The organism is Spartinivicinus marinus (assembly GCF_026309355.1).
Taxonomy (GTDB): Bacteria; Pseudomonadota; Gammaproteobacteria; order Pseudomonadales; family Zooshikellaceae; genus Spartinivicinus; species Spartinivicinus marinus.
Genome location: NZ_JAPJZK010000001.1, coordinates 196,235 through 216,990, shown reverse-complemented (window position 1 = coordinate 216,990; position 20,756 = coordinate 196,235). Strand labels below are relative to the sequence as shown.

Below are 20,756 nucleotides of genomic sequence, written 5' to 3'. Positions count from 1 at the left end.
TTGAAATGACTACTAAATAAAGTGGGTTACCATGAAATAACCCACTCCACCTAGAACTAGCGTGTAAGGCAATGCCATGATCACCATTTTTCCATAGGAAAGGCGAATTAAAGGTGCTAAGGCAGACGTTAGCAGGAATAAGAATGCAGCTTGGCCATTGGGCGTAGCCACACTGGGTAGGTTAGTACCGGTGTTGATAGCGATAGCTAGCTTTTCAAAATGCTCTTTACTAATCAGGCCATTATCAAATACCTGTTTCACTTCGTTAATATAAACAGTGGCAACAAATACGTTATCGCTGATCATTGATAATAAACCGTTAGCAATAAAGAACATGCCAGGTTGGGCGGATACATCCATTTCTAATACCCAGTTTATGATAGGTGAAAACAGATGCTGGTCATGAATAACCGCTACAATACCAAAAAATACGACAAGTAGTGCGGTAAAGGGGAGTGCTTCTTCAAAGGCTTTACCAATTTGATGTTCTTCAATTATGCCCGTGAAAGCAGTAATTACCACAATCACCAATAACCCAATAAAGCCTACCTCTGCTACATGAAAGGCAAGCCCTAAGACGAGTAAAATGCCCGCAATAGCTTGAATGATTAAACTGGCAATATCCTTTTTATTACGTTGTGCCGCTTCTTCTTTGGCAAAGTCAACCAAGACAGCTCTAACACTTTCAGGAATTTGCTCACCATAACCAAACCAGTGAGTTTTCTCTAAGACAATGACAGTTAATAAACCTGCCGCAAGAACAGGCATAGTGACTGGCATCATGACCAAGAAGAAGGCAATAAAATCCCAGCCTACTTTTTCTGCAATTAATAGGTTTTGTGGCTCACCCACCATGGTACACACGCCACCCAGGGCTGTACCAACAGCGGCATGCATCATTAAACTACGCAAGAAAGCTCGAAATTGCTCTAGATCGCGCCGATGAATATCCACAATACTGTCATCAGCATGGGGGTCATGTTCTGAGTGTTGGAATTTTTTACCTGAGGCAACTTTGTGATAAACGGAGTAAAAGCCTACGCCAACACTGATAACGACCGCTGTCACTGTTAACGCATCAAGGAAGGCGGATAAAACAGCAGCAACAATGGAAAATAACAGTGATAGAATGACTTTTGAACGAACAGAAATCAGGATCTTGGTAAAAGTAAACAGCAGTAAATCTTTCATAAAGTAGATCCCTGCAACCATAAACATCAGGAGCAGGATAACGGGAAAGTTTTGTTCTACTTCATGCTTAAGTGCATCAGGTGATGTCATCCCCAATACAATGGCTTCGATAACCAGTAAGCCGCCTGGCTGTAATGGGTAACACTTGAGTGCCATGGCTAAGGTGAAAATAAATTCTGCAACAAGCGCCCAACCGGCAATAGTGGGTCCCATTAGAGATAAAATAAAGGGGTTAATAATTAGGAATCCGATAATGGTGTATTTATACCAGTCGGCGGCGTATCCCAAGAAGTTGTGCATAAAAGCACTTTTAAGAGTGCTTGGCATAAATGGTACCTACTTACTTATCCATTATTTTGTTATGCGCGATTGTAGCCTGGTTTAGGTGCTGACTTTTTTAGCTTAAAAAAATGAACTTTATTTAACCAAAAACTGTCGGCTAATAAGCTACTCACTATGACAGTTTGACCATGGCATGAGGCCTGATCGCAGCGCATTATATCGCTTTTGGTTATGATTAGAAGCTCAAGCAGTCAATCCTCCTCTATAAAAGAGCAGTCATCTTAGCTAGTTAGTAACTGATTTTTTATTAATTGCTTGGTATAGTTGGCATACTCTGTGTGTTCTCATTACTATAATGCTTGTTAAGTATTTTTTTTATGATCATGGTTGCGGTTAGTTTAGACTATAAGCAATCAGTGTGGTCAGCTTTCCACAGAGTAAGTGCATGTTTTGCTGTGCCAAGGGAATCGTTCATAATTACACTTATACAAAACGATAGGTATATTACTGTGTAGCTTGGCTGAGCAACTAACTATACTAATCATGATAACGGGCACTGCTGGTTTAATTTATTGAGGTTTGGAGTTTTCGACGAATGGCTGGAGCTACATCACTTAATCTGGTTCGGGAAGAGTTGGAAGCAACCATCCAGAATGCAGAGAGTAGTCTAGAGAGCTTTATAGAAGATCGTGAAAATAGTGGCCACATTCAGTCTTGTGTCGATTATCTTCAGCAGATTAGGGGAACACTCAGTTTAATTGAAATGAGTGGTGCTGAGCTGCTTGCTCAGGAAATGGTCAACCTGGCGACTGATATTCCTGCTGGTGCATCACAAGAAAAAGACGAAACGTTAAGTGCATTAGGAAATGCTCTATTTGTTTTAAATCGCTATCTTGAATATTTGCTATTAAACAAAGCAGAGCTGCCTGAGTTATTGATACCCACCATTAATGATATGCGTGAGGCTAGGCATCAGCCTACTTTACCTGAAAGCCACTTTTTTGCCGTACGCCTTGATACGCCACTCGATTTACAGCCCAAAGCAGAAGTTAACCAGGACGAGCTGCTACAAAGTACCCGCCGACTGCGGCACATGTATCAGATTGGGTTGCTGGCGCTATTTAAGAATGAACAACCCCACAGCAGCGTAGGATTGATGTCACGAGCAGTTTCTCGTCTATACAGCCTATATGGGCATTTAAAAGTAGGAAAGCTGCTATGGGCAGCAGCAGCAGCGCTAGATGGCTTTAGTGCTGCACAAATGCAAATCACTAAGCCTAGAAAGTTATTATTTGGTAAAGTTGATAGACAAATTAAACGGTTACAGGGTGACAGCCAAGAAACCGCTTCACTGGAGCCACCAAAAGGTTTACTGAAAGAACTATTGTATTTAGTTGCTCTTGCCGATACTGATACTCCCAAACTCGTCAGTGTCAAAAAACACTACAACATAGTGGCTTTACCGTTTACTGATCATTCATTGGCTGAGGAACGGTCTATTCTGGCTGGGCCTGGTAATGCCGTCTATAAATCGGTGTCCTCAGCGATCAAAGAAGAGTTGGCAACCATTAAGGATATGCTGGACTTGGTTGAGCGTGGGGCTGGCCAAACAGATAATGATTACACTGATATGCTGGCTAGTATCAGCAAGCTGGAAAAGACTTTGATTGTAGTAGGCTTACTGTCAGCGGCTCGCTCCTTACAGGCGCAGTATAAAGTGGTAGAAAAATGGCAGGCGGCTGGTAAGTTAGAGGATGAAAAAGAACTGCTCAAACTAGCTGATGCGGTACTTTATGTTGAGTCTATGGTTTCAAGCCTGGAAAGTAATCAGGTACGCTCATCAGAGCGAGAGTCAGCGACACCCGGTGAAGAATCAACCACGATGGCCAACAATCAACTGGCTGAAGCAAAAATTGTGGTGGTTGGAGAGTCGCAAGCAGGGTTGGCAATGGCCAAGCGAGCAATTACGGCTTATATGGAGTCTAACTGGGATAAAGCCCACTTAGGTAATCTACCTACCACATTGCATGCGGTAAGAGGTGGTTTGTATTTTATGGGATTAGAGCGTGCAGCCAATATTTTAGAGGCCTGCACTAATTTTATTGACCAGCGAATCATCCATGGTAATGAGCCGCCAACCAATGAAATGTTAGAAACCCTAGCTGATGCATTAACAGGCTTGGAGTACTTTTTAGAGGGGGTTGAGAGCACCAGGCAAACTGCATCTGAGGTGCTGGAAATGGCTGAAACCAGTCTGGCTGACTTAGGTTTCCCGGCGAAAGAAGTGGCTTAGTTTTTAGCACCTCATTGTAGAGAGGCTCCACTCACACTCTGATGATTCGCCTTTTAGTAAAGAAGTATCGGAACGATGTTTGCTCACTTAATGGATAATCTGGCTTACCAGCCGATTTGGTATTCTGATAATTATATTGAAGCTGATCGTTACTTATTGTTTTACCAACAGCAGTTGGTGGCTACCGAAAGTCAGCAGTGGCTGTGGTCTGCTAAAGACTTAGTTGACCAGCAAACTGTCGTACCTTTAGCTAGGTATCAGAATCAAATCCTATTTTTGGCTACATTAGAATCAATTGAAACAGTTGATTCTGTCCAGTTAATCGGCTTACGTCGAGCAATGTTGGCTGCAACAGCTAATGAACGACAACTGTTGGGTTATGCAGGCCACTTGGTTAGTTGGATGGAACAACATCAATACTGTGGTCGTTGTACCAGGCCGTTACAGTGGCATCCCGTTGAGCGGGCAAAGCAATGTGAGTGTGGTGCACCGCCCCTTTATCCTGCTATCTCCCCTTGTATTATTGTGCTGATCACCCGTGGTGACCAGGTTTTGCTCGCCCGTTCCCCCCGTTTTCCAGAAGGTGTATTTAGCACCATTGCAGGTTTTATTGAGCCTGGTGAAACCATTGAGCATGGCGTTATTCGTGAAGTAGCAGAAGAAGTAGGTATAACTATAAAAAACCTGCAGTACAAAGGTAGTCAGCCTTGGCCATTCCCCCAGTCGCTAATGATAGGTTTTCATGCTGAGTACGACAGTGGTGAAATTGAGGTAGATGGGGACGAAATTGAAGCTGCTGACTGGTTTAGTCTTAGTGATTTACCTATTTTGCCATCGCCCATGTCGATTGCTCGTTGGTTAATTGATGATTACATAAAAGAAAGTTACAACCAGTCCAGTTAGGAGTTAACACAAATGATGTATATGTTACTGGGTGGTGCAATATTATTACTTGGCTTATTAATTGTACTACTTGGAATAAAACTACTGGTTGGAGGTAACTGGTTAGTAGGTTGGTTAAAAGGTAATTTGGCTTTGTTGATTACTGCTCTAGGCATTGGGCTTGGCTGGAGTGCTTTAGATTTATTTAGTTATCAGCCACTTCGTTATGATCAGCAGTTGGCCACCATCGACTTTATTAAGCAAGGGGATAACAAGTATCGGATGTCCTTGTTGCAACCGAATACTAAACTATTTACGCAAGTGGTTTTTGGGGAAAAATGGCAGTTGAGTGCCAGGGTATTTCAAGTCAGTCCTCAGTTATTAGGGTTTGGTATGTCTCCAGGTTTTCGACTAGATAAGCTAGCGATTCAGCAGGGCGATAAGCTATCTACCCAATGGATACGTCAGAGTGAATATGGCTTTGATCTGTGGGCTGTGATGAACCATCTTCAGTGGACAGAGCCCACAGTAATTACTGCTCATCATATTAGTGATTGGTTTGAAGTAACTGACAAACTGAGTTTTGCTGTGATGGTCACTGCAACTGGCTTAAAAATAGAAGCGATTGAAACAGAGCAGTAGTGGTATTTTATCAGCTGAATTATATCAATAGTTATACTTCGAAAGCTGACCCGGATACTCAGCTAAGTGAGTTCCGGGCTAGTCTTAACCAAGTGGAAATAGTTCAGAAAGCCGAGTGGCTAGCATAACATCACCTTCTGCACGAAGCTGCCCAGCCATAAATGCCTGCATACCATCAACGCTACCATCCATAACTCCAGTAAAGGTATCGCCATCCATGGTGAGAGTGACTGACGGGTCGTCATGAGAGCCTTCAACCATGTCACAATTGCCGTCTTTTACAATAATATGGTAAGTGTTATTTTCAATTTGTAATTGAAAAACGACATCCATGCCGGCAGCTGCATCAGCATTGAACTTACTTTTCATTTGGTTCAACGTTTCAGTTACGTTACTCATAATTAACTGGTTCCTTCTTAAGTTTATATTGCTTTTTTACCGGCTAATAATAGCTCAGGTTTGCTGTTGAAAAGCTGTACTCAAACTATTAGATCAGTTACTCAACTCTTGCTTAAAAAGTTACTTAAAAACAATCTATTCATACGTTTGTTTGAGTCTAGCATACTCTATAATCGGTTGGCGAGCCTTGTTTGAGTGCTGTGTATTCCTGCTTATCATCATGTCAATTTTTGTATTTAGCATGATATGATTATCATTAGCAGCTGTATTTTTAATCCCTGAATTAATTGCTGGAGAACAATACTTTGGAATTTTTAGCTGATTTTGGTTTGTTTTTAGCCAAGGTGGTTACCCTGGTTATTGCCGTATTAATCCTGGTGGCAGGGGTCATTGCCTTAGGTAGTAAGCAAAAAAAAGGGGCTTCAGGCCATATTGACGTGAAGAATCTGACTAGTGACTTCAATGAGCTGGTTAAAGACATTAAGTCGGTCATTTTGGATAAAGAGGATTTAAAAAAAGAAGCCAAGGCTGAAAAGCAAAAAGAAAAAGAAGAAAAACAAGCCAAAAAAGTATTAGCTAAAAGTGATCAACTGACAACGGGCGACACTGAGCGACAAAAGCGGGTTTATGTGCTTGATTTTGACGGTGATATTAAAGCGTCAGCAGTGGATGCATTACGTGAAGAAATTTCTGCTGTATTGAGCATGGCTGAACCACTAGATGAGGTGATTGTTCGGTTAGAAAGTGCTGGTGGCATGGTACATAGTTATGGGCTAGCCGCATCTCAACTGGCTCGCATTAAAGAGCGGGGGATTCCACTTACGATTGCAGTTGATAAAGTAGCTGCCAGTGGAGGCTATATGATGGCCTGTATTGCCGATAAAATAATTGCAGCACCATTTGCTATTCTTGGCTCTATAGGAGTGGTTGCTCAACTGCCCAATTTTCACCGGTTACTAAAAAAACATGACATTGATGTTGAGATATTAACTGCCGGTGAGTACAAGCGTACTTTAACGATGTTTGGTGAAAATACTCAAAAAGGACGGCAGAAGTTTATCGATGATCTGGAAGATACCCATGTACTGTTTAAAGAATTTGTTTCTGAACATCGCTCTGCCATTAATATTGAAGAGATTGGTACGGGTGAGATTTGGTTTGGCCGACGAGCTAAAGATAAACAGTTGATTGATGAAATAAAAACCAGTGATGAGTACATCTTGGAACAGATTGATCAATCAGACGTATTTCATGTGTCATATGAGCTGAAAAAAACACTGCCAGAGAAGTTAGGTTTGGCAGCTAATATCGCACTTGATCGATTATTACTTAAGTGGTGGGATCGGATTAATCAGGCACGTTTTTACCAATAATGGTGTGTGGCAATACCCCATGATGTTCCGTTGATGGTTTAACAGAGAGGAAATAATGACAACATTTAAGGCGCTTTGGGTACAACAAAATGCTGTTTCCAAGTTTTTTACTCAAGAAGTAGTCGAGCGTCAAATCGACCAGCTACCAGCAGGAGAGGTATTGGTTAAGGTTCATTATTCTTCATTAAATTATAAAGATGCCCTATCAGCAAAAGGCAATAAAGGTGTTACTAAGCATTATCCTCATACACCTGGTATTGATGCGGCTGGTGAGGTCGTTGAGTCTGCTACTCAAGACTGGCAGCCAGGGGATAAAGTGATTGTAACAGGGTACAACTTGGGCATGGATACACCCGGAGGATTTGGCCAGTATATTCGTGTGCCGGCTAACTGGGTATTTTCATTGCCTGAAGGTATAAGCCTGTATGATGCTATGGCGTTAGGGACGGCTGGGCTGACAGCGGCATTATCGTTAACTAAGTTGCAACAAATGGGGGTGATGCCTGATTCTGGTGAGGTTTTTGTCACTGGTGCCAGTGGTGGTGTGGGTAGCTTAAGTATTGCCTTGCTGGCTAAGCTGGGCTACACCGTTGCAGCCTGCACAGGAAAACTAGAGCAGGCAGAATATTTAAGTCAGTTGGGTGCAACAAAAATAATTGATCGAGAAACGGCCTTTGAAGGGGTTGATCGTCCTTTGTTATCAGAACAGTGGGCGGGGGCAATAGATACAGTGGGTGGGGATATTTTATTCAATGTAATTAAGTCATTAAAGTATGGTGGCAGTGTTGCTAGCTGTGGTTTAGTGGCATCCCCTAACTTTCAAGTCAATGTATTCCCATTTATTTTAAGGGGAGTCAATTGGTTAGGCATTGACTCGGTAGAGCTACCACTTAACACCAAACAGCAGATGTTTACTAAGCTAGCCGACGAATGGCGTATACCATTACTTGATAAAATAGTTCATGAAATTACCCTAGAAGAGTTACCCCACTTTATAGAGTCTATGTTTAAGGGTCGGTTAGTGGGGCGAGTGGTCGTTAATTTGATGAATTAACTCAAATACTTCACCAGCGATCAACAATTCTGTGGTTTGGTGAAATATTTAAATTAGTCTCGCCGCAACCGATCAGATACTGCGATGGGTGACTTAAAGTTAAAGACCACAATATAGGAAGATAACAAAAAGGTGATAATAGCCGTCGCCTGGATTACATGAGACGCCTCAGTACCAATTAAGCCACTATTGGCTGCAATATAAGCGATTAAAATAGAAAACTCGCTCACTTGCCCTAAACGAAATCCCACTTCCCAGGCAGTACTTTTCTTTTCTTTTAAATATTGCATTAAGCTACGGAAGATTGCTGGTTTTAGGGTAAGAGCGAACAAACTGAGTAAACAAGCTGGTACAATCACGTCAGCCAACAGCCCAAGATTAAAGCTGGCACCTACCGAAAAGAAAAACAGAATTAAGAAAAAGTCGCGTAGTGGCTTTAGACTGGTGGCAATGTAAAGGGCGATTGGGCTAGTAGCAACACTAACACCGGCAATAAAAGCGCCAATCTCTGCTGATAGACCTAACAAGTTGGCTAATTCTGCTAAGCCTAAACACCAGCCAAGGGCTAGCAAAAACAAATACTCATGGAAGCGATCAAACTTTTGCATTAACCGTAGCAGTACATATTTCACTAATACAAATGCGAGTATGACCAATGCAGGTAACGCCAGTAAGGTTAAAAGTATAGCAGAGCCGCTGGCTTCTTTTTCGCCACCATAAAGAAACAGTAGCACCACAATAGCCACTAAATCTTGCAATAGTAGAATGCTGACTACCAGTTCACCAGTATGCTTATGGTGCAGTACTGTAGTAGGTAAAAGCTTGATACCAATAATTGTGCTGGAAAACATCATCGCAGCACCAATAATTAAACATTCCTGCTGACTAAAACCAAAGGCTAAGGCAATCACATAACCAGAAGCGGCAAAGGCCAATGAGCTGATTAAGCCAATTAACGCGGTCTTTTTCAGCATATGGGCTAAATGACCAGGCTGCATATCTAACCCAAGTAAAAACAATAGAAAAATGATACCAATATGGGAAATATCGCTGAGTAGTTTGGTATCGGAAACCAGCTTTAATCCATAAGGCCCAAGAATGGCGCCCAGTACAATGTAGGCAACCAGCAACGGTTGGCGAGTATATAAAGCGATAGAAGCGAGCGCTGCGGCTCCTGTGAAGATTAAAAAAAACGAAAATACTAAAGAGCCGTTATCCATTGAGTATGTGTCTATTGTTTTGCTGGCTGTAGTTTGGAGTATATACCTTTCCCGAATGACTTTTAGGGTTTGTTGTCTTCGTTTGACTATCAAGGATGGTGGGAATGCAGTTTATGCAGGAGCATTTAACTGTCTTCACCCTAATCATTTATCTAGCAATATAAACTCATAGGACTTCATCACTTGATGGCTTTCCCTAAAAGCACTTCGCTTTGGCTATACGCTAAAGAAACTTAGCGGTCATTAACTGAATTGTATTATACAGCAGTTGTATTTTTAGTGGGTCTAAGGAAGTTGGATTTTTTAATAAGGAAGTAGAGTGGCTTGATTTTAATCAAGCCACTTGGAAAGAATTATTCTGCTTGCATTCGCCGTCTGAACAATGGCTGAGGCTGGTCTACCGCTGCCTGATAGGTTTCACTAAAATCTTTCAGGCCATTTAAGGCATCATCAATACAGCGATCAGCACGAATGGCAAAAGCATTAAAGCCGCAACGAGCCATATAAAATAGCTGGTCTCTTAGTACGTCTCCAATTGCTCTCAGCTCGCCAAGAAAACCAAAGCGCTCTCGTAACAATCGTCCAGTTGAATAGCCACGTCCATCAGTAAATTGAGGGAAATTAATAGCAATCACCGGTAATGATTGTACTTGTGAGGCTAATAACTCAGGTTCTTCATGGCTGTCAAGCCAAACGCCCACACTACCTTGATGGTTAGCATAGCGCTGTTGGTTTTCAAGCCAGTCGGCCAGTGGCACCAATAGGTTGCCTTCTGGCAGTGGTTGATCAGCAGCAGGCGCAGTTTCTAGCAGCTGATAATTATCATCAATAATATCCTGATTTTTAATGAGCTTTGGCATAAACTTGCTCCTTAAAAGGCTTAATACCAATACGACGATAGGTGTCGATAAACCGCTCTTCTGGGGTTCGTTGACTGACATAAACTGTGAGTAGTTTTGCGATAACGTTAGGCACGTCTTCTTTCGCGAAGGAGGGGCCTAGAATTTTACCTAGTGATGCGTCACTGCCAGCATTACCACCAACCTGCACCTGATAAAACTCTTCGCCTTTTTTATCAACACCTAAAATGCCGATATGGCCTACATGGTGGTGACCACAGGCATTCATACAGCCAGAAATGTTTAAATCTAATTCGCCAATGTCGTGTAAATAGTCCAGGTCATCAAAACGGCTTTGGATAGCTTCAGCAATGGGAATGGACTTAGCATTGGCCAGCGCGCAGAAGTCACCACCAGGACAGCAGATAATATCAGTCAGTAAACCAATGTTGGGGGTAGCAAAGCCATGTTGAATAGCGGCTTGCCATAATGGATATAAATCATTCTGTTTAACATCGGCTAACACCAGATTTTGCTGGTGGCTGACTCTGGCTTCCCCAAAGCTATATTGATCAGCTAGGTCTGCAGCGGCTTCTAGTTGCTTATCAGTAACATCTCCAGGGGCAACCCCGGTGGGTTTTAGTGAGAAGGTGACAATACTGTAGCCTGGTACTTTATGTGCGTTAACATTTTGCTGATACCAATGATTAAAGTTAGGGTCGTCTGCCAGTTGTTGAGCGAGCTGCTGACTAGTCGCTGGTAAGGCTTCGTAAGCAGGAACAGAAAAGTGGCTAGTAACACGATTAATTTCTTGTTGAGTTAATGTAGTTGCACCATCTTTAATGTGTTCCCATTCTGCTTCGACTTTTTGGCTAAACAGCTCTGTGCCCAAGGCTTTAACTAGAATTTTGATACGTGCTTTATATTTGTTGTCGCGACGCCCATAGCGATTATATACCCGTAAAACTGCATCCAAATACGACAGTAAGTGCTGCTCGGGTAGAAACTCGCGGATGACTGTCCCAATTAATGGTGTTCGTCCCAGTCCCCCACCGACAATCACTTTAAAACCGATTTCTCCTGCTTCGTTTTTTACCAGGTATAAACCAATATCATGCACTAAAGCTGCTGCACGATCTTGTTTGGCTGCATTGACTGCAATTTTGAATTTACGAGGTAAAAAGGCAAATTCCGGATGGAAGGTTGACCATTGTCGGATAATTTCACAGTAAGGGCGTGGATCAACAATTTCATCGGCAGCAACACCCGCAAACTGGTCAGTGGTGGTATTGCGAATACAGTTACCACTGGTTTGGATCGCATGCATTTGCACTGTGGCAAGCTCAGCCAGAATATCGGGTACTTGTTCTAGCTGTGGCCAGTTATATTGAACATTTTGCCGGGTGCTGAAGTGAACGTACCCTTTATCGTATTTTCGAGCAATTTCCGCCAGCTTGCGAAGCTGCTTAGACGATGCCATACCATAAGGAATAGCAACCCGAAGCATGGGGGCAAACCGTTGAATATACAGACCATTTTGTAACCTTAAGGGTAGAAACTCGGTATCAGCCAGTTCGCCAGCCAGGTAACGCCGGGTTTGTTCTCTAAACTGTGTAACGCGCTCATCAACGATCGTCTGGTCGTATTGATCATATATGTACATGCTGGGTCCTGATCAACTGCTAATCCTGGTAATATTACCCACTTATTTCTGAGTGCTAGCCAGAGTTTGGGGTATCTGATGAAATATTCGAGCTAGCAGGCTGCTGGCAGTGTATTCATTAAGTTGCAGCAGCATAAGCATTTATGAATAGGCAGACGTTTGCCATTCTGTGGGGTAAAAATAGCAGGATATCTATATGCGATAAATGAATATTTTTCTATATATCTAGAATTGATAATTATAAAAATAATAAGGCCAGAGAGTCAGTAGAGATGAAGCGGTTACCTTTATTTTACATATGGGTTACTAATAGGCTATTGCTCATGGGAGGTAAAAGGAGTAGAAAGTTAAAGAGTAAGCAGCAGCAGTAGTAGTAGATGATGACTAAAGCGAAAGCTGACCAACTAATGATGAAGTGTTAGCAGGCTGCAAATGCAGTATAACGTTAACGCCAGTATGGAAAGCCATTCGCGAAGGATATAAGTAACAATAAATAAAAGCAGGCTATAACAACATCACCAACAGGAGGCAAGGATGACTGAAAAAACAATGACTAATACCCAGCACTCTGAAAACAATGAATCTCAATCATACAGCGATAGCCGAGTGGATGCGATTGCCGCAGTGAGCTTAATTTTAATTGTGGTAGCAACGGCTGTCTTTTGGGTGAGTGGGCAATAAACAAAACATATTGAACTGTTGCTACAGTTGGTGCAACGCCAGCTGTACGGCAGCATAAACCAGTAAAATAAAGACTAATGTAAAAATAAGGCCGGCAATGACAAAGTGACTAAACTTGCCGCTTTTAAAATCCCGTTCTCGATTTTTCTGACTTTGGACTCCAAATGCAGCGGCTAAAACACTTTGTATCGTCGCGAGTAGACCTGTTCCCTCTGGTTGACGTTGGTGACTGGACGGCGGCGGAGTATGAGGTGGAGAAGCACTGGATACTGTTTGCTCAGACAGGCGCTTAGTGTTGGAGTGCTGGTTTGGTTTCATCGAAGCCTCCCTATAGTGACTTCCCTATTTGCTTTCAGCTAGACTGCCATGATTCTAATGGTCTTGCCAATACTCAAGCTATATAAATAAAGTGCGTTTTGTTCATGTTAGATATTATTCTCCATGGTTCTCAGATTACTTCAGAGCAGTTGCAAAAAACAGCAAAAACAGCCGATGAGCTGACAACATCGGCTTTGTCAGCCAATAATGATGTTGCTGCCATTCAAGCATTTTTAGTGGAGGCCGGGGTCGGGTCTGAACATACACTTCGACGCTATCGGCGGGAATGCCTGCGATTTATTGCTTGGGTGCACCGTTATCTCAACAAACAGTTAATCAGCTTAAAGCGAGAAGATATTTTAGCTTATCGACTCTTTTTGCAAGCGCCAACCTCAACCTGGCAGCAAGCTGGACTAATGATACCTGAGCTACCTGGGTTTATTCCTTTCCCTAATGCATTAACTAACGGTAAAAGTGTTGATGCGGTAATGAAAGTAGTGGGTTCTTTGCTGAGCTATTTGCATGCTCAGGGTTATATTCAAATTAATCCAGCATTTCGCTTGAAACCCTTAGGAGAAAATACGGCACTTGGTCACCAACAACCCAAAGCGTTTAATCGAGAAGAGTGGCAGTTTGTAATAGATGGCATTCGTCGTTTACCAGTAGCGACTGCAGGGCAGCGAAACTTTGTTGAACGAGCACGTTATATTGTAGCAGTGGCTTATGGTACAGGGATTCGAGAACACGAAATGGCAACCCATACCCACCAAGCGATTATCCAAACTGACTTGGGTTATGAGTTAAATATCTTAGGCAAAGGTGCCATGCGTCGATTGATCCCACTCAATGAGGGAGTAGTAGACGCGATTTGTCGTTTTCGTCACTATCATAGTTTAGATAACACCCTTAAAGCAGACGACTTTCCATTTGCTTCACCTATTAAGCCAGTTAAACAACAGGCACAGTTTGCCGGTAATTTGTCTACCCGACAGTTACGGGCTTTTCATCGCCAGTTATTAACTAAATTGACTGATCAGGCGGGAGCTGAAATATCGGCAGAATTTACAGCCAGTATATTGAGTAAAGGGTTCCATACCTATCGGCATACGGCAATTACTCATTTGGCCAACCAGCCCAATGCAATGATTGAACGAGTCAGGTTATTTGCTGGCCATCAGGATATTAATACCACAAAGCTGTATATCCTCACAGAACGGGAAGAGTTGCAAACATATATTCAAGATCATTACATTCAGTGGTGATTATTAGACCATCCTAACTATAAAAACACGATGTGTTATCTTGATGCTCTTTTATCCCCTGTTGGTAGTGCCGCAAAAGAGTATGGGGGAATGAATATGGAGTATTTGCAACAAGCCTCAGTACTTGAGAGTGAGCCGATAATCATCAATTAAAATCAAGTGAGCCAAGGAGTATGTATGAGTAACTATGTGTTGTTAATTCATGGTGGGGCGGGCCAGTTACCTACGGATTTTTTGACTGCCGAGCGCGAACAGGCGTATATCCAGCAACTGTCTATTGTTTTGAGTCAAGGCCAGCAAGCCTTAGCCGCTGGGGCCAAGGCCGAGCAGGTTGTGGTAGATGCAGTTGCTTGGTTGGAAAACTGTCCATTATTTAATGCAGGGTGTGGTGCCGTATTAACCCATGCAGGTACCTTTGAATTTGATGCAGCATTGATGTTAGGAAATCGCCAGTCAGGGGCTGTGATGGCAGTAAAACAATGCAAAAATCCGATTATTGCTGCCCAACAAGTGCTGCATAATAGTGTACATAATACCCTGGCTGGCCCTGAAGCAGATGCTTGGTTATTGGCTCAGGGGGTTGAGCAGGCACCACAAGATTACTTCTTAACCGAGCACCGACTGCAACAACTTCAAGAGGCTCGGGAAAATCAACAAGTACAGCTGGACCATAGTGATAATGGGCAAGTACAACAACTTTTAAGTCAATCATCAGGGGAGCCTTCGATGGGCACGGTGGGGGCGGTTGCATTAGATGCTCATGGTGAATTGGCTGCTGCTACCTCAACCGGTGGCGTCACTAACCAGCTACCGGGACGAGTGGGAGATAGCCCAATTATTGGGGCAGGTACCTTAGCAGATCAACGAAGCTGTGCTATTTCGGGAACAGGCATTGGTGAATATTTTATTCGTTATACCGTAACAGCGGAAATTCACTACCGTATGCTATTGGCTGACCAAAGCCTTACAGAAGCAGCTGAACTGGTGGTCAATCAGAACTTACCTGCAGGTACTGGTGGAGTGATTGCGGTTGATAACCATGGCCATTGGACGATGCCATTTAATACCACTCATATGTTTCGAGGGGTGGTTACCCCTAAACAGTTACATGCCTTTATTGGTAAATAAAATAAGGCTCTATATGGATTCCTAGGGGGGTAGGGGTGTTGAGGTTGACTCGAAGGCATTACGAGTCACGATTATCGGTAAGTGCTTGCTGCCAATGTTGATAGGTGACTAGACCAATGGTACTGCTGTGTTCTTGGAATATCACTTGTAAACAATTAAATAAGGCTTCTGCATACTGGGTTAGCCCAAGTTGACAAAGTGATTTAATAATACGAGTAAATCTTAAGTAGTTATGATTGCCGGGGGTGAGCCAGCAACGGCTGGCACAGGCAAAATGCTCTGCTGAACGTTCGATAATGACTTGGTCTGGTTCATTGTGATGGAGTGTAAGCCCATAAAAATCCAGCATTTTGTTTAGGGAGCGAAGCAGGTTAGTTTGGATACTGGATTGTTGTTTGAACACTTCAATAGTAGCGGCATTCAACAAGGGGGTCGTAGAGTTGAAGCCAGTATCAGTAATGGGGAACAACCATTGAATGTAGTTATGGGTGTTTTCTAGTTGGCCTGCTGACCATCGCAAAATCTCATCTAACTGACGGCCATAACTATCACCCTCCTTTTGGTTATAGAAGTTGATAAGTAATTGATTGGCCCGTTCAGTCATGGTATTGGCATACTTGGTGGCAGCCATTACAGCATCTATGAATGTATTTTAGCTAAAATATTGAGGCTGAGGGGTTATAAATGCTATTTCTATTACAGCCGTTTGTCACAATGAGGTATTCATTTATAGTGTTTGCTAAACAAGCGTGTTGGAATAGGAAACGTTTAAGTTAATTTTCCGAGTTTAGCTTATTAATTTTGACACGGCTTTTCAGGGTGGTTGCATTCAGTGATTGAATCAGTATTATAACTGCTGCTGTCCCTGTAGCTCAGCAGGATAGAGCAAGCGCCTCCTAAGCGCTAGGTCGGTGGTTCAAATCCACTCAGGGACGCCAATTTACACTTTAAAATCCATCTAGTTTCCTATAAATTTTCAAAACTGCCTGCCCTAAAAAACACCTAATAAGTATCTAAAAAGCACTTAACACTTAAATTTAACACTTAATAAGCACCTAACCTGAAGCATACTGTAATGAGTGAGTACTGGTTGAAAGAATTGATGCTTTCTGTTTGTCTTTATTCTCTAACAAGTGACGAGTGAAACTGATAAGACAATATGAAATGCTCAATTATTATTCCTACCTTGAATGAGTCTGATGATATTGTTGCTAGCTTAACCCCATTGCAAGCCCTTCGTCAGAATGGCCATGAGATAATAATTGTTGATGGTGGGAGCACTGATAATACAGTCGCGCTTGCCAAACCTTGGGTGAATCAAGTTATTAGCAGTGGGCCTGGTCGAGCACGACAAATGCAAATTGGAGCTGAGCAGTCGACAGGTGACGTACTGCTGTTTCTACATGCTGATACTTTCCTACCTGGCAATGCTATTACCTTAATCCATGATGGTTTAGGGCAAGCAAATAGTTGGCAGTGGGGGCGGTTTGATGTGACATTATCAGGCAATCACTGGTTGCTAGCATTAACTGCAAAGCTTATGAGTTGGCGCTCTCGTTTGACTGGAATTGCAACGGGTGATCAGGCGATTTTTGTGCGGCGAGAGTGTTTTATGCAAGTGGGTGGTTATCGTTTGATGCCTTTAATGGAAGATGTTGACATCTGTAAACGACTGAAGAAAATTTCAAAGCCATTATGCATTGTTAACCCGGTGGTGACTTCCAGTCGACGTTGGGAACAGCGTGGAATTATTCGCACTATTTTATTAATGTGGAGTTTGCGGCTGGCATTTTTTATGGGTGTATCACCACAACGTTTAGTGAATATTTATTATCCGAGAAATAAAATAGAAAATGATTAAGCCGGTAATTATTTTAATGGCTAAACCCCCGATTGCCGGTAAGGTAAAAACACGATTAACACCTTATTATTCAGCGGGGCAAGCAGCGAATATTTATAAAAAATTGCTCTTGTGTACTGCGAAGTGGATAAATGAGTTACCTAAGCATTATCTGCGAGTATTGGCACTGGCTGAGCAGTTAGACCATGATTTTTTTAATGATTCCGCCTTTAGTCATTGGGAGCGCTATTTGCAGCAAGGGAAAGACTTAGGCGAACGGATGGCAAATGTGGCTCAACATTATATGAAGCCGAACCAACCTGTTATCTTAGTGGGTGGAGATTGTCCGGTTTTAAATGCATCATTATTCCAACAAGTATTGATGAGCTTATCTAACAGAACAGAGTCGCCTGATTGTCATCAATATAGCTGTAACAAAGTAGCCATAGTACCTGCAGAAGATGGAGGGTATGTGCTAATTGCTATGCAGCAATTTCTTCCTTATTTATTTGAGAACATTCAGTGGGGTACTGAGCAGGTGTTGGAGCAAACGACTAGGCAACTTCAGTCTAATAATGTGTCTTATACTTTATTTCCAGCATTATGGGATGTGGACCGGCCAGAGGACTATCAACGTTGGTGTAATAACTAAAACTATTCACTTATTTGACTAATGCCGAGCGCTGTAACTGATTCACATAAAGCTCTACATAACGTTGCTGGAGTCCGGTAACATGAAGAAACATCAGGCCAAGAAACAGATCTCCGGTGGCTTCATCTTTATGAATTTGGCGAATTTGAACTGAGCATTCTAACTCATGTTGATTATGCAGTGGCATTGAGAAGCTTTCTGCAACCTGACCCACTTCGGGCAAATTTTCTTGTAATTGCTGGCTGGCAACGGCCACTTGACAGCCAGTGGCAGAAATATCGATGACCTGGGTAGTCACTGCTGGGGAATCTTCTGTTAGTTTAAGAGCTGCTGTTACTGCAGGGTGGCTGGGTAATCTAACCCGAAAGGCTTTTCGCCGTTGTAAATACCACAATTTACTAGGAAGTTTAAAGTTGTAATAAGGAATACCAGCTTCATCTTGTTTGATCTGTTCTAAAACAACATTGTCGAAAGTGACTTTAACCCCTTCATAAAAGGTATAGACAGAAAATGACTCGCCTTGCTTAATCAGTGGGTTACCGTCAATTGGGCTCAGTTCATCTAAAGCAAAGGTTTGGTTGTCTAAGTCAACCCCAATAATGAACGTTTTATAACTGATGTTACGACTAGGAAAATAAATTTTAATTGGTACTTTTGCTTTTAAAATACCCGTTAGTACACCAGATACTTCTTGAGGAGTTCGTTTTAATTGGTATTTTTCTTCTATATCTAAATCGTCAGATAAATAACTCATTCGGTTTTCCTGCCTACAAATCCATTGCTTTTGGCTAGTGACTTTCTTATCTACTTGCTTGCTTCTTACCCTTACCAGTTATTTACTCACAAGACAAAGTAACCACTTTATAATGACTATACACCGAAAAAAGAGGGTATACATTAGGGTAGTTTACCTAATGGCAGGTATTTGAATGTGCTATTTATGCTGTGCCTAGAATGTGTGAGTCTTGATAGGCAGAGGTGTCACCTTGAGCGCCATATAGCTTGATGGAAGCCTGGCTTTGACCTCGATAGATAGTCAGCAGCTGATGGAGCGTTTGTTGTAAGCGGTTTAGTACACAGCCATTGATTTCATTGAGGGTTTGGCAGTAGGCCAAATGACTTTTTACCGTCTGCCAATATTTACGAGATTCAACCTGTTGGGGGGGGGGGAGTGTTTGCAGCCACTGTTCCAGACCTTCATCGTTAGGAGTAAACCCAGCTTGTTTAAGTGCTTCACTCCGGTGTTGGGCTGTTTGACCCAGGCGATTAAGGCAATCATTTTTAATGGTTAACAGCTGATGAAGCTGATCAAGATCCCTATCACGCAGAGCATGTTGCTCTTTCTCTAATAACTCAGTTAACTGGCCAAGCGTAGTTATGTCAGTGGAAAGCTGGTGTTGAAGGGTTTGATTAATCATGACGGTTTACCTTAAACAACAATTTCCCGTTAACGTAATAGGCTTTCTAGCTCAAATAATTTGTCTGCAATTTTTTCTGGATTTACAGAGTAGCTTCCCTCAGCCAGTGCCGCTCTAATGCGGGCTACTTTCTGTTCATCCACTTGAGGTTCTTGTGAAGCTTTTTGCTGGAGTTTTTGTAATTGTTTGGCTTCTGCACTCAACTCGACAGACACCTGTTTAGGTGGCTGAGTATTTTGCTCGGATTGAGGCTGCAGGGTGCTTTTAGCTGCTTTTTCAGCAGGCTTTGCTTGGGCGCTTTTGAGACTGCTCTGTTGACCAGAGGCGCCATTAACATCGTTAACCATCGATTAATCCTTTTAGTCTGACCGTCTAACTTAGTATAGCGGCCAACTGAAGAATAACTTTAATGACAAATTCAAGTTGTTTAGTTAAAGCGTTGCTTCAACGGTATAAGCATCTTTAACCACTGCTTGAATGACCCGCTTAGAGCGAATATTGCGTACTTTAATTAATTGCCCTGGTTTACCATCTGAAAGTGCAACACCTTTTGCGAGCACGCTAAAATTGCTGGTATTAGCATGTATAGCAACTTGTGTGCCTTTCTTGATTGCCATTGCCTGAGTAATGTGGTTTTGAGTAATTGGTTGGCCCATTTTAATTTGCCGGGTAACCACCTTGCCTAGCAGTCTTGATGGCTCAGGAAAGTAACTGCCTCGTAATTTGCTGATATCTTGTTCCAACTGTATTAAATCATTTGAGGTAATAACCTGGCCTTTTTGTAACGTCTGGCTAGCGGCAATGACTTGCCGATAGAGCTTGACTTGGGTGGCAACATATAGACTCCAATAAGGCGATTGGAGGCATTTTATTTTATGGGTGGATCTACCAATAAGATTTTGGCGACGCTGGCTAGGTTCAATCGTTAACTTATTCGCGCAAGGTTGCAGGTTAAGCCTGGGATCTATGGGGCTGATATGTATCTCATAACGCCCACTACCAAGTTGCTGAGTGTAGGTTTTTAGCTGATTTTCAAGATAGCCATATAACAACTGTTGAATGGAACGATGAACAGGGTTACTCCAGCTGGCCATTGTTGTTACAGCAAGCCCAAAAGCTAACAGTGACCGTATAATCGCACTATGAATGTTCATAATTTGTCCTAAGCTAAGAGTATGGTCTATAAGTATTTCACTAACCAAAACATTAGCGTCAAAGTTATAGAGAGTCAGGCAAGTCTCATGCCTGGCAGAAAATAATGTTGTAGTGGGGCAAGGTAACTTTACATGGCCGGTGTATTAGACAGTGTCAATCAGCGAGTTACTAACCACTAACAAGACTTCTCCTTATTAACTTCAAAACGTATGTTCTTAGCTCAGAAAATCTCTTCCGAAATTTTTCCTCATTTGTCCAACAATCCCCTATAGTCTATCCAAATTTGTAGCAAAAAATGAAGCAAAATTTGTAGCAAAATTTTGGGCTGTTTTTTCAGTGGATAGGGTCTCTAAAACGGAGCAGAAAGGAAAGTTCTAGTGCTCAGTTTTTGTAGCAAAAATCAGAGCAAACAGTCGATTTTTCAATTAAAACTGTCATCTTTCTGAAATAACACTCTAAGGATG

At 42.3% G+C, this 20,756-nt stretch carries 21 protein-coding genes and 1 tRNA gene; 11 read left to right on the top strand and 11 right to left on the bottom strand.

From position 1 onward, the window contains the following. Positions 1 to 12 precede the first annotated feature (12 nt). Complete coding sequence (gene nhaB / locus OQE68_RS01015; protein ID WP_180570748.1) at positions 13 to 1,518, bottom strand: sodium/proton antiporter NhaB; 1,506 nt, start codon at positions 1,516 to 1,518, stop codon at positions 13 to 15. Positions 1,519 to 2,068: 550 nt separating this feature from the next. On the opposite strand from nhaB, the gene OQE68_RS01010 reads away from it, so the two are divergent. From OQE68_RS01010 to OQE68_RS01000, 3 genes are all read left to right on the top strand, one after another. Continuing rightward, complete coding sequence (locus OQE68_RS01010; protein ID WP_180570747.1) at positions 2,069 to 3,766, top strand: FimL-related protein; 1,698 nt, start codon at positions 2,069 to 2,071, stop codon at positions 3,764 to 3,766. Between the two features lie 75 nt (positions 3,767 to 3,841). Beyond that, on the top strand, positions 3,842 to 4,669 hold the full coding sequence (nudC, locus tag OQE68_RS01005; RefSeq protein WP_219340179.1) for an NAD(+) diphosphatase: 828 nt from the start codon (positions 3,842 to 3,844) through the stop codon (positions 4,667 to 4,669). 12 nt (positions 4,670 to 4,681) lie between these two features. After that, positions 4,682 to 5,290 carry a hypothetical protein gene (locus OQE68_RS01000; RefSeq protein WP_180570746.1) on the top strand — a complete coding sequence of 203 codons (609 nt, stop codon included), beginning with the start codon at positions 4,682 to 4,684 and terminating at the stop codon, positions 5,288 to 5,290. Between the two features lie 84 nt (positions 5,291 to 5,374). On the opposite strand, the gene OQE68_RS00995 is transcribed toward OQE68_RS01000, so the two are convergent. Then, positions 5,375 to 5,689: an SCP2 sterol-binding domain-containing protein gene (locus OQE68_RS00995; protein ID WP_180570745.1), complete on the bottom strand. Its 315-nt coding sequence runs from the start codon at positions 5,687 to 5,689 to the stop codon at positions 5,375 to 5,377. Positions 5,690 to 5,994: 305 nt separating this feature from the next. Here OQE68_RS00995 and sohB point away from each other — a divergent pair, with 305 nt between their 5' ends. Together sohB and OQE68_RS00985 are read left to right on the top strand one after the other, a co-directional pair. Continuing rightward, the gene (sohB, locus tag OQE68_RS00990) at positions 5,995 to 7,062 is read left to right on the top strand and encodes a protease SohB (RefSeq protein ID WP_180570744.1); all 1,068 of its coding nucleotides are present in this window, start codon (positions 5,995 to 5,997) and stop codon (positions 7,060 to 7,062) included. 55 nt (positions 7,063 to 7,117) lie between these two features. Then, on the top strand, positions 7,118 to 8,116 hold the full coding sequence (locus OQE68_RS00985) for a YhdH/YhfP family quinone oxidoreductase (RefSeq protein ID WP_180570743.1): 999 nt from the start codon (positions 7,118 to 7,120) through the stop codon (positions 8,114 to 8,116). Between the two features lie 53 nt (positions 8,117 to 8,169). Here the strand turns inward: OQE68_RS00985 and OQE68_RS00980 are convergent, their stop codons facing one another. From OQE68_RS00980 to OQE68_RS00970, 3 genes are all read right to left on the bottom strand, one after another. Continuing rightward, positions 8,170 to 9,336 (bottom strand): cation:proton antiporter, encoded by a 1,167-nt coding sequence (locus tag OQE68_RS00980; RefSeq protein ID WP_180570742.1) that lies wholly within the window; start codon positions 9,334 to 9,336, stop codon positions 8,170 to 8,172. 353 nt (positions 9,337 to 9,689) lie between these two features. Next, positions 9,690 to 10,196, bottom strand: coding sequence for a DUF934 domain-containing protein (locus OQE68_RS00975; RefSeq protein ID WP_180570741.1), 507 nt, complete (start codon positions 10,194 to 10,196; stop codon positions 9,690 to 9,692). Next, entirely contained in the window at positions 10,180 to 11,838 is a 1,659-nt protein-coding gene (locus OQE68_RS00970) for a nitrite/sulfite reductase (protein ID WP_180570740.1), read from the bottom strand. Before OQE68_RS00970 ends, OQE68_RS00975 begins: the two co-directional genes overlap by 17 nt. Before the next feature lie 534 nt (positions 11,839 to 12,372). Between OQE68_RS00970 and OQE68_RS00965 the strand changes: the two genes are divergently transcribed. Then, positions 12,373 to 12,519 carry a hypothetical protein gene (locus OQE68_RS00965; RefSeq protein WP_180570724.1) on the top strand — a complete coding sequence of 49 codons (147 nt, stop codon included), beginning with the start codon at positions 12,373 to 12,375 and terminating at the stop codon, positions 12,517 to 12,519. Between the two features lie 21 nt (positions 12,520 to 12,540). Here the strand turns inward: OQE68_RS00965 and OQE68_RS00960 are convergent, their stop codons facing one another. Beyond that, on the bottom strand, positions 12,541 to 12,837 hold the full coding sequence (locus OQE68_RS00960) for a DUF2970 domain-containing protein (RefSeq protein ID WP_180570739.1): 297 nt from the start codon (positions 12,835 to 12,837) through the stop codon (positions 12,541 to 12,543). Positions 12,838 to 12,941: 104 nt separating this feature from the next. On the opposite strand from OQE68_RS00960, the gene OQE68_RS00955 reads away from it, so the two are divergent. Continuing rightward, a complete protein-coding gene (locus OQE68_RS00955; RefSeq protein WP_180570738.1) occupies positions 12,942 to 14,099 on the top strand; it encodes a tyrosine-type recombinase/integrase in 1,158 nt (385 codons plus the stop codon). Between the two features lie 177 nt (positions 14,100 to 14,276). After that, positions 14,277 to 15,227, top strand: a complete 951-nt coding sequence (locus tag OQE68_RS00950; protein WP_180570737.1) for an isoaspartyl peptidase/L-asparaginase family protein — start codon at positions 14,277 to 14,279, stop codon at positions 15,225 to 15,227. Between the two features lie 58 nt (positions 15,228 to 15,285). Here the strand turns inward: OQE68_RS00950 and OQE68_RS00945 are convergent, their stop codons facing one another. Next, positions 15,286 to 15,858: an opioid growth factor receptor-related protein gene (locus tag OQE68_RS00945; RefSeq protein WP_180570736.1), complete on the bottom strand. Its 573-nt coding sequence runs from the start codon at positions 15,856 to 15,858 to the stop codon at positions 15,286 to 15,288. Between the two features lie 230 nt (positions 15,859 to 16,088). Between OQE68_RS00945 and OQE68_RS00940 the strand changes: the two genes are divergently transcribed. The 3 genes from OQE68_RS00940 to OQE68_RS00930 all read left to right on the top strand — a co-directional run bounded on the left by OQE68_RS00940 (position 16,089) and on the right by OQE68_RS00930 (position 17,719). Continuing rightward, positions 16,089 to 16,165 (top strand) — tRNA-Arg (locus tag OQE68_RS00940). A gap of 221 nt (positions 16,166 to 16,386) precedes the next feature. Further along, complete coding sequence (locus OQE68_RS00935; protein ID WP_180570735.1) at positions 16,387 to 17,088, top strand: TIGR04283 family arsenosugar biosynthesis glycosyltransferase; 702 nt, start codon at positions 16,387 to 16,389, stop codon at positions 17,086 to 17,088. 16 nt (positions 17,089 to 17,104) lie between these two features. After that, entirely contained in the window at positions 17,105 to 17,719 is a 615-nt protein-coding gene (locus OQE68_RS00930) for a TIGR04282 family arsenosugar biosynthesis glycosyltransferase (RefSeq protein ID WP_180570734.1), read from the top strand. A gap of 10 nt (positions 17,720 to 17,729) precedes the next feature. On the opposite strand, the gene OQE68_RS00925 is transcribed toward OQE68_RS00930, so the two are convergent. From OQE68_RS00925 to flgA, 4 genes are all read right to left on the bottom strand, one after another. Continuing rightward, positions 17,730 to 18,473, bottom strand: a complete 744-nt coding sequence (locus OQE68_RS00925; RefSeq protein ID WP_180570733.1) for a flagellar brake protein — start codon at positions 18,471 to 18,473, stop codon at positions 17,730 to 17,732. Positions 18,474 to 18,657: 184 nt separating this feature from the next. After that, positions 18,658 to 19,137, bottom strand: a complete 480-nt coding sequence (locus OQE68_RS00920) for a flagella synthesis protein FlgN (RefSeq protein WP_180570732.1) — start codon at positions 19,135 to 19,137, stop codon at positions 18,658 to 18,660. Between the two features lie 29 nt (positions 19,138 to 19,166). Further along, positions 19,167 to 19,484 carry a flagellar biosynthesis anti-sigma factor FlgM gene (gene flgM, locus OQE68_RS00915; protein ID WP_180570731.1) on the bottom strand — a complete coding sequence of 106 codons (318 nt, stop codon included), beginning with the start codon at positions 19,482 to 19,484 and terminating at the stop codon, positions 19,167 to 19,169. Between the two features lie 84 nt (positions 19,485 to 19,568). Further along, a complete protein-coding gene (gene flgA / locus OQE68_RS00910) occupies positions 19,569 to 20,291 on the bottom strand; it encodes a flagellar basal body P-ring formation chaperone FlgA (protein ID WP_180570730.1) in 723 nt (240 codons plus the stop codon). Between the last annotated feature and the right edge of the window lie 465 nt (positions 20,292 to 20,756).